General features: G+C 44.5%; 14 protein-coding genes and 1 pseudogene. 11 read left to right on the forward strand and 4 right to left on the reverse strand.

The annotated features are described in order from the left end of the window. Window positions 1-59: 59 nt before the first annotated feature. The 4 genes from QUB80_RS25635 to QUB80_RS25650 all read right to left on the reverse strand — a co-directional run bounded on the left by QUB80_RS25635 (window position 60) and on the right by QUB80_RS25650 (window position 3,269). Window positions 60-944 (reverse strand): MetQ/NlpA family ABC transporter substrate-binding protein, encoded by an 885-nt coding sequence (locus QUB80_RS25635; protein ID WP_289792305.1) that lies wholly within the window; start codon window positions 942-944, stop codon window positions 60-62. A 38-nt stretch (window positions 945-982) separates the two neighbouring features. After that, window positions 983-1,210 (reverse strand): hypothetical protein, encoded by a 228-nt coding sequence (locus QUB80_RS25640; protein ID WP_289792306.1) that lies wholly within the window; start codon window positions 1,208-1,210, stop codon window positions 983-985. A gap of 166 nt (window positions 1,211-1,376) precedes the next feature. After that, window positions 1,377-2,192: a hypothetical protein gene (locus QUB80_RS25645; protein ID WP_289792307.1), complete on the reverse strand. Its 816-nt coding sequence runs from the start codon at window positions 2,190-2,192 to the stop codon at window positions 1,377-1,379. 27 nt (window positions 2,193-2,219) lie between these two features. Beyond that, on the reverse strand, window positions 2,220-3,269 hold the full coding sequence (locus QUB80_RS25650; RefSeq protein WP_289792308.1) for an LLM class flavin-dependent oxidoreductase: 1,050 nt from the start codon (window positions 3,267-3,269) through the stop codon (window positions 2,220-2,222). A 670-nt stretch (window positions 3,270-3,939) separates the two neighbouring features. Here QUB80_RS25650 and QUB80_RS25655 point away from each other — a divergent pair. From QUB80_RS25655 to QUB80_RS25705, 11 genes and pseudogenes are all read left to right on the forward strand, one after another. After that, window positions 3,940-5,304: an LLM class flavin-dependent oxidoreductase gene (locus QUB80_RS25655; protein WP_289792309.1), complete on the forward strand. Its 1,365-nt coding sequence runs from the start codon at window positions 3,940-3,942 to the stop codon at window positions 5,302-5,304. Window positions 5,305-5,430: 126 nt separating this feature from the next. Next, window positions 5,431-6,969, forward strand: a complete 1,539-nt coding sequence (locus QUB80_RS25660) for an amidohydrolase family protein (RefSeq protein WP_289792310.1) — start codon at window positions 5,431-5,433, stop codon at window positions 6,967-6,969. Between the two features lie 105 nt (window positions 6,970-7,074). Next, a complete protein-coding gene (locus QUB80_RS25665; protein ID WP_289792311.1) occupies window positions 7,075-8,508 on the forward strand; it encodes an NAD(P)-binding domain-containing protein in 1,434 nt (477 codons plus the stop codon). Between the two features lie 79 nt (window positions 8,509-8,587). Continuing rightward, entirely contained in the window at window positions 8,588-9,238 is a 651-nt protein-coding gene (locus QUB80_RS25670) for a carboxylesterase family protein (protein ID WP_289792312.1), read from the forward strand. Between the two features lie 6 nt (window positions 9,239-9,244). Continuing rightward, complete coding sequence (locus tag QUB80_RS25675; RefSeq protein WP_289792313.1) at window positions 9,245-9,919, forward strand: class I SAM-dependent methyltransferase; 675 nt, start codon at window positions 9,245-9,247, stop codon at window positions 9,917-9,919. 103 nt (window positions 9,920-10,022) lie between these two features. Beyond that, complete coding sequence (locus QUB80_RS25680) at window positions 10,023-10,664, forward strand: DsbA family protein (RefSeq protein WP_289792314.1); 642 nt, start codon at window positions 10,023-10,025, stop codon at window positions 10,662-10,664. A gap of 55 nt (window positions 10,665-10,719) precedes the next feature. Then, window positions 10,720-11,718: pseudogene (locus QUB80_RS25685) on the forward strand (aldo/keto reductase). 328 nt (window positions 11,719-12,046) lie between these two features. Continuing rightward, window positions 12,047-12,175: a hypothetical protein gene (locus tag QUB80_RS25690; protein WP_289792315.1), complete on the forward strand. Its 129-nt coding sequence runs from the start codon at window positions 12,047-12,049 to the stop codon at window positions 12,173-12,175. Window positions 12,176-12,222: 47 nt separating this feature from the next. Further along, window positions 12,223-14,082, forward strand: coding sequence for an ABC transporter ATP-binding protein (locus QUB80_RS25695; RefSeq protein WP_289792316.1), 1,860 nt, complete (start codon window positions 12,223-12,225; stop codon window positions 14,080-14,082). A 3-nt stretch (window positions 14,083-14,085) separates the two neighbouring features. Continuing rightward, a complete protein-coding gene (locus tag QUB80_RS25700) occupies window positions 14,086-15,777 on the forward strand; it encodes an FAD-dependent oxidoreductase (RefSeq protein WP_289792317.1) in 1,692 nt (563 codons plus the stop codon). Further along, window positions 15,774-16,115 carry a 4Fe-4S binding protein gene (locus QUB80_RS25705; RefSeq protein WP_289792318.1) on the forward strand — a complete coding sequence of 114 codons (342 nt, stop codon included), beginning with the start codon at window positions 15,774-15,776 and terminating at the stop codon, window positions 16,113-16,115. The genes QUB80_RS25700 and QUB80_RS25705 overlap by 4 nt, the downstream gene beginning before the upstream one ends. Window positions 16,116-16,154: the final 39 nt, after the last annotated feature.

The following is a 16,154-nucleotide window of genomic DNA, read 5'->3' on the forward strand; positions in this document are numbered from 1 at the left end:
GACACAAAGAACACGAAGAAGGAAATTTTTTATAGTACGTTTCTACGATTTTTATTGAATTAAGGAATAGGAAGTACAGCACCTTGATACTTATCTTTAATAAACTGTTTTACTTGGTCATCGCGTAGCAATTTATAGAGTTTTTGAATTCTGGGATCATTTTCTTTTCCTACTAATGTTGTGAGTGTTACCGCATAAAGTGGATTTTGTGCTGATTCTATTGCTAAAGCATCTTTATCTGTTTTCATACCCGATTGCACAACCCAATTACCTGTAATTCCGGCTAAATCTACATCCGGGAGAGTGGGAATTGCTTGCGCTCCAGGTATTTCTCGAATTTGTAGATTTTTAGGGTTCTCAATGATATCTTTGGGACTGGCTGGTTGAACATTTGGTTTGAGTTTAATTAATTTAGCTTCTTCTAATACCTTCAATGCGCGATGAGCGTTACTGACATCATCCGGAATTGACACTAAAGCATTCTGAGGAACTTCTGCAAGTGATTTATGTTTTTTAGAAAAAATTCCTACAGGATTTAAATGAATCTGTGGAGTAAAAGCATACATTTTAATATTTTTACGTTGACCAAAATCCTCCATAAATGGGATATATTGGAAGTAATTAGCATCAATTTGTTCTTCCTTTAAAGCAGTGTTATTCTGTACAGAATCATTAAATGTGACAATTTCAATATCTAATCCTGCTTGGGATGCAAGATTTTTTTTCACAAATTCTAAAATCTCTCCAGCAGGTACGGGTGAAACGCCGACTTTAATTTTTTCTTTTGTTCCAGTTGCAATCGTATTTGCAGCCGTTGTCGCAGTAGAACTATTTGCTGTGTTAGCTGTACCATTATTTTGAAGTGAAGTACAACTGGTAAATATTGTAGCGGTGAAAGATGCAACCGTTATAAAAAAGAAGCGGCGGTTAACTTTCATATTCATGCGCTCATCTCTGTTAAATATTGACTTTGTTTCAGCAGCTATTGATGATTTCTATTTTTCAGCATGGATAAAATACTGGGATGTAAATCTTGTTTGAATAGAGAATGATTTGAAGGATTGTTTTGTACAAAAGCAATAATGAAACCTAAACCAAAACCAATCATGAATAAAAAAGTAAAAGTGTGAATACCTAATGGCTCTAGAAGATACCTAAAGTTAATTCCATCTAACCAGCTTATTACCGTCCTAATTAAGGTAGCACTCATAAAACTTTCCTTAAAACTAAATAGCATCATTTCTCAACAATAGAAAGCAACAAACTTTGCGTCCCTCTGCGTTTCAATTTCAATCCTGTGTTTTACTCAGCGCACTGGTTTCCAAAAAGCTCCCCAAGGGGGGAGCAACAGAGGAGAACATTAATAGTCGGAAACTTCACTCACTCACACTGACAAGTTGAGGAAGTTTAGCAATGGGGATATCGAGGAAATAGGCTAAGACTTCTTGTCGCCAAGCATCATAAACGACTTCTAATCCTTCAATTTCTGCACCTGTGGCACGATGGACAATCTGCCAATGTTCTTTGAGGTAACCATTACGTCGTCGTTGTCCTTCTTCGTCTAATTCTAATAACTGAGCTGCAATTTCCGCTTTTTGCGTTGGTGCAAGTTTGTCATACTTACTTTGCCACCAAGCTAATACTCCTAATCGGTGAGCTGCTTCATCAGGTAAAATTGTTTGACTAGCAAACTTAGAAGTTTCTGGATCTGTGATTGTCGTTGTGCGACTGTTTAAAATTAGCTGGGCGACTATATGCAGTTCATAGTGTAATTCAAACGCCACAAAACCCAACCAGCTGCGAATTGGTAAATTCCCCATGAAATCCCAATGTTTTTCCACTTCCTGTACAATCTTGTCGAGGGGATCGCATCCTGACAATTCCCAAACTCGCTGACGAGTAAATTGGGAATGCGCGCCGTCATCACCAATTTGGCGGCTCAAAAATAGCTGGAGTTCTGGATCGGGAATTTGATCGATGACTTTGCTGCAAACTTGGACAATATATAAATCGTGAGCAGCTCCACCAATCCGAAAGCGATAGAAATTCTCAAACTCTTCTTGTGTTGTTAGTTGTCGCGGTTCTTGAAAACGGGTGGTAGGAAAGTGAGGAGCGTATTGAGCAACCAGTTTATCAATAGTTTCGATTTCAAACTCAGTTGTCCAAGTTGGACGAGTTAAAGTTGCTGTCATAAAGTCTTCCTTCATTAAGATTGCAGATTAAGCTACCAATTCTAAAGAACGCACTCGTGGCATTACTTCTTCATGAAAGCGTTTCATCTCCACAGCAAAAGGTTGGAATTGCAGCATAAAAGTATCAATGCCTGTACCAACAAAATCTGCTATTGTTGCTGCTACGGTATCATAGCTGCCAACTAATCCGGCTGCTGTACCGCCGTTACTCCCCACGCCTGGATATCTCGCCATATTCTTGAACATCACCACTTCTGGCTCAACGCCTTTCATCAGTTCGGTTCTATCATCCTGTTTAGCAAGTTCCAAAAGATATTCATATTCTGCTTGAGCTTCTGCGTCAGTAGATCGGGCGATGACAAAAGCTGACATCGCAAACCGTAATGGTTTGGGCTTCATCCGTTCTCGCTTCCTAACATCAGCAATAGTTTCCCGCACCACTTCCAAAGGACGCCCATTCAGGAAAAATACATCTGCTGTTTGCATTGCTAAATTTTTCGCAGCTTCTGACTCTCCGCCCAAATATATACGGGGATGGGGTTGTGCTATCGGACGCGGACGCAAACAAAGGTCGTTGATTTGAAAGTAATTACCTTGAAAGTTAATTCGTTCCCCACTCCACAGCGCCTTGACTACCTCAATCCACTCCTGGGAATAGCGATAACGCTCATCGTGCGGTAGAAAAGGAATGCCAGATTTTTGTAATTCCGGCATAAACCAAGCACTAACAAGGTTAATTGCAAATCGTCCGCCGCTAATCGCATCAATATTTAATGCCATCTTTGCCAACACTACTGGATGAAATAGCAAAGGCTTAACTGCGGCGATGATTTCAATGGAATCAGTTGCTTCCGCAAGCGCTGCTGCGGTTGTCCAAGTCTCTAGCTGATCTAATTCTTGATTCCTGGGATTGATGATGTGTTCGGCGATGAGAGTGGTAGTAAACCCAGATGCTTCTGCTAGTTGGATCAGTTGCTTTGCCCTTTTGTAACTGGCATCACGGGGTTCATGGGGGTGGTTCATCGCGCCACAATTACCATAAACTGGAATCCAGATCCCGTAGCGTGGCTGAGACATATCTTTATACCCTCTTTGACTAGAGGCTAATATCTTCTGGAAATTAAAGTCGATTGGAGTTTGAACACGCGACTTGCTTGTCTAGATAAAATACTATTTATTGATAGATTTACCGTAGTATTAATATATAATAATTTCACAAATAGCTAGCAAAAGCAATGGGTCAGCGAAATAAAATCTAATAATCTGCTCTTTTATCCACAACATTATGTAGAGATTGCCCAGTGCGATCGCCTTGCAAATTATCTAAAGATAGTTCCAGTATGCGTTCTTTCGCTCTAGGAGAATGGCCACAACAGTAAGGGTATTTTACAATCCTTAATGTTAGATAAGCTAATAATTAGTATTTCATGATATTGTGATTTACAGTAAATCCACCATGAATTTCAGCGTCTAGCAAAAGGTGAATACCTAAGAGGCTGATACCAGTACCTCAAAGCTTTATGGAAAAAGAATTTTATCAATCTGTATCCGAGTATTTTTTGGGCGGATGTCGAGGGTTGAAAGTCTAATAAGGTTATCTCAATTAAGTCACTTGCCACAAAGCCATAGGCTTTTGACCAAGATGTAATGCATAAATTATGGCTTTACATGAAAAGCCATTAGCCATAAGCAAATCAGCGTACCGACTGTAAGCTTCGCTAACGCACTACGGAAAAGAAAAAAGTATATGAACAAAACACGCAAGTTTCGTTTAGGTGCATTCATTCAAGCCACAGGACATCATGTCTGTGCTTGGCTGCACACCGATTCACAAGCAGATGCTGGTCTCAATTTCGAGCATTACAAAGAAATTACCCAGACTGCCCAACGCGGCTTGTTCGATGCAGTTTTTCTAGCAGATAGCCCAGGAGTTTGGGGCGGCACTCCCGAAAATCAAATTCGCAATGGTAAGATTGTCCACTTTGAGCCGATTACTCTCTTCAGTGCTTTGTCTTCAGTGACCCAAAATATCGGCTTCATAGCCACTGCTTCGACCACCTATGAACAACCCTACAATTTAGCACGTAAGTTTGCCTCTCTGGATCACTTAAGTAAAGGACGAGCAGGATGGAATGTAGTTACCACAGGCAATGATAATGCCGCAGCTAATTTCGGACTTGAGCATCACCCAGAACACAGTCAGCGTTATGAACGTGCTGAAGAATTTGTGGAAGTCGTAAAAGGACTATGGGATAGCTGGGAAGATGATGCTTTTATCCGTGACAGAGAATCTGGTATCTATTTCGATCCCAAGAAACTGCATACACTCAACCACAAGGGCAAACATTTTTCTGTCAAAGGGCCTTTGAACGTCAGTCGTCCGCCCCAAGGCTATCCAGTGATTGTACAAGCTGGAGCCTCCGAAGCGGGACGGGACTTGGCAGCACGCACTGCCGAGGTAATCTTCACTGCTAATCAAACCCTAGCTGATGCACAGGAATTCTATGCTGATGTCAAAGGTAGGTTGGCGAGATATGGACGCTCTCCAGACGATCTAAAAATCATGCCTGGCGCTTTTCCAATTATTGGCCGTACCGAGTCAGAAGCGCAGGAAAAATACGAATTTCTGCAATCGTTGATTCATCCCGATGTCGCGTGGGGTATTTTGAAAAACTATTACAAAGGTGTAGATCTGTCTAAATACTCTCTAGATGATTTAGCTCCCGAACTACCCAGTGACACCAACACCAACAAGAGCCGTCTCAAACTAGTTAGGGATTTGGCTACTCGCGAAACCTTGACACTGCGTCAGTTGTATCTTGCTCTAGCTACTGCAAGAGGTCATCGCACCATAATTGGTACTCCTGAAAGTATTGCCGATCAATTAGAGGAATGGTTCAACAATGGTGCGGCAGATGGTTTTAATATCATGCCATCTATCTTACCTACAGGATTGGATGACTTTGTCAATCTAGTCGTTCCCATCCTCCAAAAACGCGGACTCTTTCGTACTGAATACGAGGGTAGTACTTTGCGTGAAAACCTGGGGCTGCGTCGTCCGGGCAATCGTTTTGCTGCTCAACAAGTGGATGAAAAATTGGTTTTGGCGTAAATAAGTTTTTCACAGATGGCTAAACCAAACCTTTTGAAGCGTGCTTTTTGTAGATCGCCTCCGGTTTAAAGTGTGCTTGATATTCTACATAGCCTCAAAATCTTAGCCAAAAATAAGGAAAGAAACATGACTGAATATAGCCGATTGAAGACTTCGCCCTCTGCCGCAATCAAAGCAACCCTTGATTATCCGGTAATTGACACCGATGTTCACACCAATGATTTTACACCCGCTCTTGAGGATTACATCGCTGATTACGGTGGATCGAAACTTGTAGACGAATTACGCAAGGCGGAAAACTCTCGACTCAATTCCAAAGTCAATGGTAAGGACTGGTATCAACAAACACCTGAAGAACGACAATACTACCGCACAATTAGATCGCCTTGGTGGGCCAGAGTTACCCGTAATACCTTAGATTTAGCAACTTACACTTTGCCAGAATTGTTCTATGAACGTCAGGCAGAACAAGGGTCAGACTATTCAGTATTATTCCCCAATAACGTCCTTGCACCAGCCGGGGCTAGTCCTGAGAATCGCCAAGCATTGCAACGAGCAGTCAATCACTATCATGCTGACTTGTATCGCAAATATAGCGATCGCCTGACGGTGGTAGCTGGTATCCCCATGACAACCCCGCAAGAAGCTGTTGAGGAGTTAGAATTTGCTGTAAAAACACTATGTTTAAAAGTAGCAAATATTCCTGGTGGCGTAAAACGGCCAATTAAGGCGATCGCTGATAAGTATCCAGCAGATCAATTTCCTGAAATCGCCAAATATGCTTCCTATATCGACTTTTACGGATTAGATAGTGAATACGACTACGATCCATTCTGGGCAAAAGCCGTGGAATTGGGAGTCCCCATTACTACCCACTACGGTAGTCAAGGTTGGACTGGTCGTTCTTCCATCAGTAACTACATGAACAACCATATTGGTCACTTTGCCGATGGCTCACAAGCATTTGCTAAAGCATTGTTCTTTGGTGGTGTAACTAAACGTTTTCCACAGTTGCGCGTAGCCATGCTCGAAGGTGGTGCAGATTGGGGCGCACACACCTACATTCATTTAGTGGATCGTTTTTCCAAGCGCAATCTGGAAGCACTCCAAAACTACAACCCCGATCTCACCAATGCCGATGAACTATTTGAGTTGTTTGAGCGCTACGGTGGCGAAATTACTCAAGGGCATTCCCTCAGCAAAGAAGAACTGACTAAGAGTGTGCTGGGTTCTTCCTTCAGCCGTCATAGCCGTCAACCAGTTGGTAGCGAACTAGAAGATTTTGCAGCAGCAGGTATTAAAACAATTGAGGACATCCGCGATCGCTGGGTAAATAATTTCTTCTTTGGTTCCGAGTCCGATGACCGCACTATCGCAGCAGCATTCAACGACAAAGCTAATCCCTTGGGTGTGAAAATCAATGCTATCTATTCTTCGGATGTAGGTCACTGGGATGTACCCGATCTCACAGTTCCTCTCGCGGAAAGTTGGGATCTCGTTAAAGAAGGCGTGATTTCCGAAGCTGACTTCAAGGCCTATGTATTTACTAATCCCTACAAATTTTACACTGAAGCTAACCCTAATTTCTTCAAGGGTACGGCGATTGAATCCAAGGTAAGTAACCTCGAATCCCCACAAGTAGATAAAAGCTTAGTGGGAGTGTAAGACTTTGTTGGATATTAGGCGTGGGGTATGGGGCATAGTTCACAATTCTCTTTGTCTTCCTCATCCCCTTCCTTTCTAGTCCTCAATCCAAAACGGGAAATCGATATGACAACAACTGACCCCGATTTCGGCGCTCGTGAGGCACTACGCCTAATTGGTCCCGATCCGGAAAACTGGGTGAGCGATCGCCCAGGCATCGACCACAATGTCACGATCGTAGGTGGTAGCGGCAGCGGTAGTACCTTTGCATTTGCGCTACAGCGTGCCGGGATCGGCCGCGTGACAGTGATTGACGCAGCCGAGGACGAAGCTCATGCAGGCGTGTGGCTGACACGAGCGCGGATGAAAAAGCTCCGCACACCGAAGAACCTGCCCGGCCCGGAATTAGGCATCCCAGAATTGTCTTTTCAAGCATGGTACGAAGTGCGGCACGGTGCTGAGGCTTACGCAGCAATCGACCGGATTCCCCGATTGCTGTGGGCTGAGTACCTTAGCTGGTATCGGCAGTTTCTCGGCATTCCAGTTCGTTACCAGACGGAGTTGGTGCGGATTGAGCCAGCTGAAGGGTTCTTTCGTCTACACCTTGAGGTAAATGGTATTCCGCAGGTGGAGACTACACGTAAGATTATTTTCGCTAACGGTGTCGCTGGTACAGGTGGCCCATACATACCACCAGTACTAGCTGACTTACCACGCACGCTGTATGCACATACTGCTGATGCCATCGATTTTGATGCATTGCGCGGTAAAAATGTGGCGGTGATAGGTGCGGCAGCCTCAGCTTTCGATGCAGCAGGGGTAGCCCTGGAATCGGGAGCGAAGACAGTACACCTGTTCACACGGCGTTCAGCGATCGCATCTTTGCCAGTGATTCGGGTGCGGGGTTATCCTGGTGTTTACTACAACTATCCACAACTGCCTGATGCCGCTCGCTGGTTCCAGGCTTGGCGCTTTCGCCAAGTAGGCTCCACGCCACCACCCGACGCAATTGAGCGAGCGATCGCCTTCCCCAATTTCCACTTGCACCTGTCTGCACCTTGGAAATCGGCACAGGAAAAGGGAGGGCGTATTGTTGCCCAGGTGAACGATGATGTTTTCGAGTTTGATTTTGCGATCGCAGGTACTGGCTACTTCGTCGATCCAACAAAGCGCCCCGAACTAGCCGACTTTGCCCAGCACATTGCCCTGTGGCGCGATCGCTACGAGCCACCAGCAGATCAACGCGACGACGATCTAGGAACGCACCCTTACCTCGGCAACGCGCACGAATACCTAGAGAAAGTACCCGGTACTGCGCTCTACCTGAAAGACATTCACGTATTTAACCCTGCTGGTTTTGTCAGTTTCGGACTGCCAATTGGTGACGTACCCAGCATTCGCCGCGACGTGCCGATCATAGTATCTCGCATCAGCCACGACTTATTCTTCGCAGACTGGGAGCAGCACGAAGCACGCATCACCAGCGAGAACATTGCGCCCGACTTCGAGGACTCACTGTACGCAGCCGCAGTGTGGAAGCAGAAAGTACCAGTTGGTTAAGACGTTTGCCGTACATGGGGATTAGAAATGATCCAATCCCCGCTTCCTAAATCAAACACACACTTGAGGAATTATCGCTATGTCTATCGAACGCCGCTCTAGTTTATTCCCTTATTTATTATCCCGCGTCTCTGAAGATACCAAAAAACCCGCACCCCTCGTGTTGTTTTTGCATGGGGCCCGCGATCGTGGTAATGATTTAAATGTGCTGCTAAAATGGGGTCTACCTCGTTTTGTGAATGAATCAAGTTCCTTACCTTATTTCTTTGCAGCGCCCCAACTTCCTGAAGGACAAACTTGGGTAGAACGTGAAGCAGATGTGATTGCTTTGTTGGATAATCTGATCGTTTCTCAATCCATTGATCCTGCCCGTGTCATCTTATCAGGATTCAGTTTAGGTACAGCTGGGGCTTGGCACATTGCTGCTTCTAATCCTGGGCGCTTCGCTGGTTTGGTAGCGGTGTCTGGTCGCGTACCAACCTCGTTAGAAGAACCCCAATTAGCTGCACTTAAGGAAATTCCCATTCAGATATTCCAAGGAGCAAAAGACGAAAAACTGGCTATTGAAGATACACAGCAGATTGTCGATACTTTGCGAGCAGCCGGTGGTACAACAGATTTTACTGTATTACCTGAAGGGGATCATTTTATTGCCGATGAAGTTTACACCGATCCGAAATTGCAACAATGGCTGATTTCACAAAGCCGTCGCACTTCTGTAGCTGTCTGAAGCATTATGTCTTACGCACCATCCGATCACTGGAACGAATTCTTCTCTAAATGTAAGGATGCTGGCACTGATTTAGATTGGGGAACTCAATGGACGAAGTTTCACCTTCCGTTTCTCAAGTCCGCCAACATTAAAACTATGCTTGACCTTGGTTGTGGGACAGGAAACGACGTTTTACGTCTTGTACAACAAGGTTTTACAGTAATTGGTCTAGATTTTTCAGATGAGGCAGTGCGACAAGCACGCGAGAAAGCAGAAAAGCTAGGACTAAACACACAGTTTGTAGTAGCGGACATGGCAAAAGGTTTGCCTTTTGATAGTGCAATTTTTGATGCTGTGATGTCCAATGTTGCTATCCATATGTTTTCAGATCAGATCACACGCGAGTTGTTCAAAGAAATTCGCCGAATAATACGCCCTAAAGGATTGTTTGTTTTCCATATTAATTCTATAGAAGATGCTTTGGTTCGAGCAGAACGCCACCCACCCTTGCGCGAAATAGAGCCAAATTACTTTCTAGAACGTCATGAACAAACTATGCATTTTTTCTCTCAAGAATATTTGCTAGACCTGTTATCTGGCTGGAAAGATATAGAACTAAAACATTACGAAATATTGGATAGGCAAACAGGCAAGCTGTTTAAACGAGTTTGGTGGGGTAAGGCAGTACAGCCTGACTGAAGATGCAGGAGAGCAGGAGGAAAGATGAGTCAATTCCTCTGCCTTCATAATTTCAGATACCATTATTTACGGCTGTATGGTTCATTTTAGTTAAGTTACCACGATGATTGAAATTGACAGCTACACAATCTATCACTCACCTAATGCGTATATTGGCATCACATTGTTAAATCGCGCTTTATTTGGGACACCCGTTATAGTTCAGCGTCGCCCAATTTGTATTCCCAAAAAACGGGGAATCATGGTTGCAGACCTATTAGGCAGTAAAGAATCTTTTGTTAAAGGATCTTATCATCGAGAAGATTGCATCCGTTGGGCAGAGAAATTTAGGATAGAACTCAACTTAATCACTCGCGATCTCTTTCAAGAGCGTGCCAAGAGATGGATTGCATCGCCATTGAATCGTGAAGAACTACCAGCCCACGCTTATTATGCAGCACTTGGATCTGGGAAAGAATCATTGTTAGACCAAGCTCTCTTTCGTGCCGCTTGGGTAGATTGCATGGATGTAAATGAGGAGGAAGTTATTAAACACTGTATATCTTCCTCTGGCTTGGATTGTGAGAATATCTTAAACCGCGCTTTCACTATGGAAATTACTCAAATGTTGAATCATTCAATGAATTTGTTTAGCAAGGCAGGCTGTCCGGGTATACCTACTTGGGTAATAGAAGGTGAGCGTTTCTGGGGTAAAGATCGTGTTGATTGGTTGGTGGAAAAGGTGTGCTCAAGACTCCCAATATAAATTTTTAGATGGCTATATTCTCCTGGAAAATCAATCTAACAATTTCTAAAAATCTATGACGTTACCAACAACTAAACTCGGTAAAACTGGATTGACTGTTTCGCGCCTTGTTCTTGGCACCATGACCTTTGGATTGCAGACAGACGAAGAAACTTCCAGGGTAATTCTCGACACCGCCGCCGATGCTGGTATTAACTTTCTGGATACAGCTGATGTTTATCCCTTGGGGGGTGGATTAGCTACGGCAGGAAGTACCGAAGAAATCATTGGACGCTGGCTCAAAGGTTAACGCGAACATTTTATCCTGGCTACCAAAGCTGTAGGCAAAGTTGGCCCTGCACCTTGGGATCAAGGTGCTTCACGCAAACATATTTTGGATGCGATCGATGCTTCCTTAAGACGCTTAGGAACCGATTATGTTGATCTGTATCAATTGCACTCTGATGATGCCTCAACTCCCCTTGATGAGACTTTAGAAGCCCTGGACACGGTGGTTCGCTCTGGTAAAGCACGTTATATTGGTGTTTCTAATTTCTTAGCTTACCGACTTAGCCGCGCTTTAGGTCGTGCCGATGTTCGCAATTTCACTCATTTTGTCTCGATTCAGCCACGCTACAATTTGTTATTCCGCGAAATTGAGCGAGAACTTTTACCCCTAGCGCAAGAAGAAGGACTGGGTGTAATTCCCTACAATCCGTTGGCAGGAGGTTTACTGACTGGTAAACACAATTTTGCTCAAGGGCCTACTGACGGAACTCGTTTTACCTTGGGTGCAGCTGCTGAACGTTATCAAGAACGTTATTGGCATGATCGCGAGTTTAATACTGTTGAGGAGTTACGCACAGTTGCAGATTTGGCAGGATTGTCACTCACTACCTTAGCAGTAGCTTGGGTGCTGGCTAATCCAATTATCACTGCTCCGATTATTGGCGCGAGTCGTCCAGAACAACTTGCTGACACTCTTAAAGCAGTGGAAGTAAAACTTGATGACAATTTGAAACAAAAGCTAGATGATATCACCGTTGAATATCGTAAGGGAGATGCTGTGCGCTAAGATTGCTAACCCAGCAATTTTATAGAGCGATATGCTAAAAATTAGCCAAGCAAAATTGCATGATGCTGAAAATGAATGTCATTCTAATGCGTCGGCTGCCAACCGCACAACAAGCCTATCGTAAATTGATCGCGGCACAGTACGACTGATGCAACGATCAATGAATTCAATGAGATTCCTTCTATCCTGAAGCAGTTCAAAGAAAATCATTGAACACTTTTTGCTGTCATTCGTAAGATGAATCGTAATAATCTATTGATAATGATTTTTATTAATCATACTGACATCAACCTAACTCATAGCATCTGAAATATCACAGATTCGGTGGATGATAGAGCGTGGCAATATTATTGATGTCATTGTTGGTATTGCCAATGCAATGGACAATCAAGATTGGCAGAAACTCCGAAAATATTTAGCAGACAAAATTTATATTGACTACTCGTGCGACTCATGACTATTTGGTTTTTAGCAAGGGAACAGCACCATTAGGGAGAAGCTGAAGTGATACGACGCGATCGCCGTTCTTTAATCAAAAGCCCTCGTTCATCTCAATCGTTCCAACGTGCTGCGGATGCACCCAAGCTACCAGCGACTTCATTCAGGTTTATTTGCTATTTTGTCAATCAATTTCGTTGGTGGTATATAGCAATTGTGATTTTGGAGGTGATGCACGCGACTTGTGGCATTATGTTGCCCTATGCCATTGGCGAAATTATCCGCAACGTGACACAATCGACGGGTGATAGCAAGCCCACTCTTGATGCTATTACCCAACCCTTGATGCTGTTTACCGCCTTGAGTGTGGGTGAAGTGGTATTTGGGCGATCCTCAGGACTGTTGTTGACTATTCTCCATCCTATCCACCGACAGCATATCATTCGCTCCCTATATGCCTACTTACAACAACATTCCCATCGCTACTTGAGTAGTAGTTTTGCTGGAGCTTTGGCACAGCGCATCAGCGAAGCCGCTTTGGGTGTTACCCAGACGATGCAAATGCTGATTTCTGAATTTATGTCAGTAATCATCGTCTATATAGTCGCTACAGTTTTACTGTATCGTACCTATCCGCCTCTAGCCTTGCTTGTGGGAGTATGGGCAGTTCTGTTTATCAGTATTTCCTTCTGGCTAGCAACTCGCTGTCGAATTTATTCCCGCAAAGCCGCAGCAGCCAGAAGTGAAACAGCTGGCATCATCGTAGATGCAGTCACAAATCTTACTAGTAGTCGGCTGTTTGCGCGTCTGGGTTTTGAACGACGGTATTTAAATGAGCGATTAAGGCGCGAACTCAAGGAAGTGAGAAAGTCTAACTGGTACTCGGAGCGAATTCGCTGGTTTCAGTTTATCTCGGCAGCAATTTTGAAAATAGGTACTCTTTATTACTCGCTTTCTCTGTGGAGTCAAGGAGTGATCGCTGCTGCTGACTTTGTGGTAGCAACTAGTTTATCGTTATTAATTATCAGTGAAGCACGGAATTTAAGTAGACGGTTTCTAGAAATATTTGAACACATCGGTAATATTGCCAATGGAGTTTACACTATTGTTCAACCCCACGAGTTAATTGATCGAGATAGCGCGATCGCTCACCCAATCAGTAAAGGCAGAATTGAATTTCGGCAAGTAAATTTTAATTATTCTTCTGAGAAAAAAGTCTTTCAAAATCTTTCTGTTACCATCCAACCAGGCCAGCGCGTCGGATTAGTAGGCTTTTCTGGTTCTGGAAAATCTACTTTTGTCAATTTGATTTTGCGTCTGTTCGATCCCCAATCCGGACAGATTCTCATTGATGGGGTGGATATTCGAGACATGACTCAAGATGCCCTCCACGCCCAGATCAGCTTGATTCCCCAAGATCCATCTTTATTCCATCGCACGTTACTGGAAAATATTCGTTATGGACGACTGGAAGCAACCGATGAGGAAGTGATGGAAGCAGCACGCAAAGCCTATGCTCACGATTTTATTGCGCAGATGAAGGAGGGTTATCATTCTTTAGTGGGTGAACGTGGGGTTAAACTCTCTGGAGGACAGCGACAACGCATTGCGATCGCGCGGGTAATCCTCAAAGACGCACCAATCCTGATCTTAGACGAAGCTACCTCTAGCCTCGATTCGATCACCGAAAAAGCGATCCAAGATACCCTCGATTTAATCATGCATGGCAAAACGGTGATTGTAGTAGCTCATCGCTTATCCACTATTGCCCATCTAGACCGCATTTTGGTATTTGACCAAGGTCGCATTGTCGAAGATGATACTCACGCAAAACTATTGGCAAAGGGCGGCGCTTACTACAGGTTATGGAAAATGCAAGCAGGTGGCTTTTTGCCCCAAGAAGCCGTTCAAAGTGGCAAAGTATAAACTTTGACTGCCAATCAGGAGGAAAAGGAATTGCTTACAGCCTATAGTGACACTGAACTACAATTAACTGCTGACGTGCTGGTAATTGGTGGTGGCCCTGCCGCCGTATGGGCAGCATGGGCAGCCGCAGTCCAAGGTGTTAAAGTCATCATTGTTGATAAAGGTTTTCTGGGTACAAGCGGTGCTGCTGCTGCCAGTGGAAATGGCATCATGGCACCTTCTCCAGAGAATTGGGATAAAGTTTTATCGGAGCGTTATCGCTTAGGAAATAATCTCGCTAACTTACGTTGGATCGAGCGAGTAATTGAAAAAACTTGGCTGAGTTTGCCTCTAGTAGAAGATTGGGGCTATCGTTTCCCCAAAGAAAATGGGGAATCTGTACGTCAGAGTTATTATGGCCCGGAATATATGCGGGTACTTCGCAAAAACCTCTTGCGTATTGGTGTGCAAATTCTCGACCAAAGCCCGGCTCTAGAGTTGTTATTAGCTGATGACGGCTCAGTGGCAGGAGTCAGAGGCGTGCAGCGGCAAAAGCATCGTACCTATATCGTTCGTGCTGGTGCAGTAGTCCTAGCTAATGGTGGTTGTGCATTCTTGAGTAAAGCCTTAGGTTGCAATACCAATACAGGTGATGGACTGCTGATGGCAGTAGAAGCAGGCGGCGAACTCTCCAGTATGGAAGCATCTAATCACTATGCTATCTCGACCGCTTTTAATGCCACAGTCACAAGGGGTGTTCCCTTTGGCTGGGCTAGTTACACTGATGAAGCAGGTAAGGAGCTTGGCGGGTATATCAATGGTCGTCGCGATCCCGCGTTTCTCCCCAATGCCCTCCTGAAAGGCCCCGTTTATGCTCGTTTGGATCGAGCCACACCGGAAGTTAAGGCAGTGATTGAAAAGTCTCATTTCATCGCCTTTCTACCCTATAAAAAAGCTAGCATTGACCCTTATACAGAACGAGTACCTGTAACACTGGTTTTAGAAGGTACAGTCCGTGGTACAGGTGGAATTCGGATTGTGAATGATAGTTGCGGTACAAAGGTTCCTGGACTCTACGCCGCCGGTGATGCAGCATCGCGGGAATTTTTAGCCGGTTTAGCTTCTGGGGGTGGTGGCCCTAATGCCGCCTGGGCAATCTCCACAGGACAATGGGCAGGGGAAGGGGCGGCTATGTTTGCGAAGAGTCTGGGCGCTTATGCCCATGAACGGGTTGTGCATCCAGCAGGTCAAGCCGGATTGCGATCGCCTATGGCGGGGCGTAGCCCATCGCAGTCCCCCAATTCCGAAACATTCGATAGCGATGCTATTGTGCGCGGTGTCCAAGCCGAGATGTTCCCGTTAGAGAAGAATTACTTGCGCTGTGAACAGAGACTTCTGGATTCCCTCGTCAAATTAGAAACGCTGTGGCAGCAAGTACAAGGGAACCCGAAACAAGATACAGTGCGCGATTTGGAATTTTCTCGCCGAGCGGCAGTTCTTGTAGCTGTAGCACGATGGGCATATTTTAGCGCTTTACATCGCACGGAAACTCGCAGCGAACATATTCGCATAGACTATCCCGAAACCGATCCAAATCAGCTTTATTACCAAGCCACAGGCGGCTTAGATCAGCTATGGGTGAGGCGTGATTGGATTAGAGATGGGATTGCTACACCACCATTATTAACAACTCAAACCAAAGTCTCAGTATCATGATTGAGCTTGTCAGCCATAAACTCTGTATTAATTGTAATGTTTGCGTCCAAGTATGCCCTACTAATGTCTTTGATGCAGTTCCCAACCAACCACCTGCGATCGCGAGACAAGAAGACTGTCAAACTTGTTTCATGTGTGAAGCATATTGCCCTGCGGATGCGCTTTATGTTGCGCCCCAATCTCATACCAATGTTGCAGTCAACGAGGATGATCTAATTGAAAGTGGCATTATGGGTGAATATCGTCGCATCTTGGGTTGGGGATATGGCAGAAAAAACAATAGTGAATTGGATACTGCTCATAAATTACGCCAATTGCCGCGCCCTTACCAAAGTTAATTTGGGTGCCTGACATCGTCAACCTAAACTATGGCAAAT

The sequence above is a fragment of the Chlorogloeopsis sp. ULAP01 genome (assembly GCF_030381805.1).
GTDB lineage: Bacteria > Cyanobacteriota > Cyanobacteriia > Cyanobacteriales > Nostocaceae > Chlorogloeopsis.

Excerpts from the sequence above, each read along its gene's own strand:
- QUB80_RS25635 (WP_289792305.1), bottom strand. The coding sequence starts at position 944 with ATGAATATGAAAGTTAACCGCCGCTTCTTTTTTATAACGGTTGCATCT.
- QUB80_RS25640 (WP_289792306.1), bottom strand. The coding sequence starts at position 1,210 with ATGAGTGCTACCTTAATTAGGACGGTAATAAGCTGGTTAGATGGAATT.
- QUB80_RS25645 (WP_289792307.1), bottom strand. The coding sequence starts at position 2,192 with ATGACAGCAACTTTAACTCGTCCAACTTGGACAACTGAGTTTGAAATC.
- QUB80_RS25650 (WP_289792308.1), bottom strand. The coding sequence starts at position 3,269 with ATGTCTCAGCCACGCTACGGGATCTGGATTCCAGTTTATGGTAATTGT.
- QUB80_RS25655 (WP_289792309.1), top strand. The coding sequence starts at position 3,940 with ATGAACAAAACACGCAAGTTTCGTTTAGGTGCATTCATTCAAGCCACA.
- QUB80_RS25660 (WP_289792310.1), top strand. The coding sequence starts at position 5,431 with ATGACTGAATATAGCCGATTGAAGACTTCGCCCTCTGCCGCAATCAAA.
- QUB80_RS25665 (WP_289792311.1), top strand. The coding sequence starts at position 7,075 with ATGACAACAACTGACCCCGATTTCGGCGCTCGTGAGGCACTACGCCTA.
- QUB80_RS25670 (WP_289792312.1), top strand. The coding sequence starts at position 8,588 with ATGTCTATCGAACGCCGCTCTAGTTTATTCCCTTATTTATTATCCCGC.
- QUB80_RS25675 (WP_289792313.1), top strand. The coding sequence starts at position 9,245 with ATGTCTTACGCACCATCCGATCACTGGAACGAATTCTTCTCTAAATGT.
- QUB80_RS25680 (WP_289792314.1), top strand. The coding sequence starts at position 10,023 with ATGATTGAAATTGACAGCTACACAATCTATCACTCACCTAATGCGTAT.
- QUB80_RS25690 (WP_289792315.1), top strand. The coding sequence starts at position 12,047 with ATGATAGAGCGTGGCAATATTATTGATGTCATTGTTGGTATTGCCAAT.
- QUB80_RS25705 (WP_289792318.1), top strand. The coding sequence starts at position 15,774 with ATGATTGAGCTTGTCAGCCATAAACTCTGTATTAATTGTAATGTTTGC.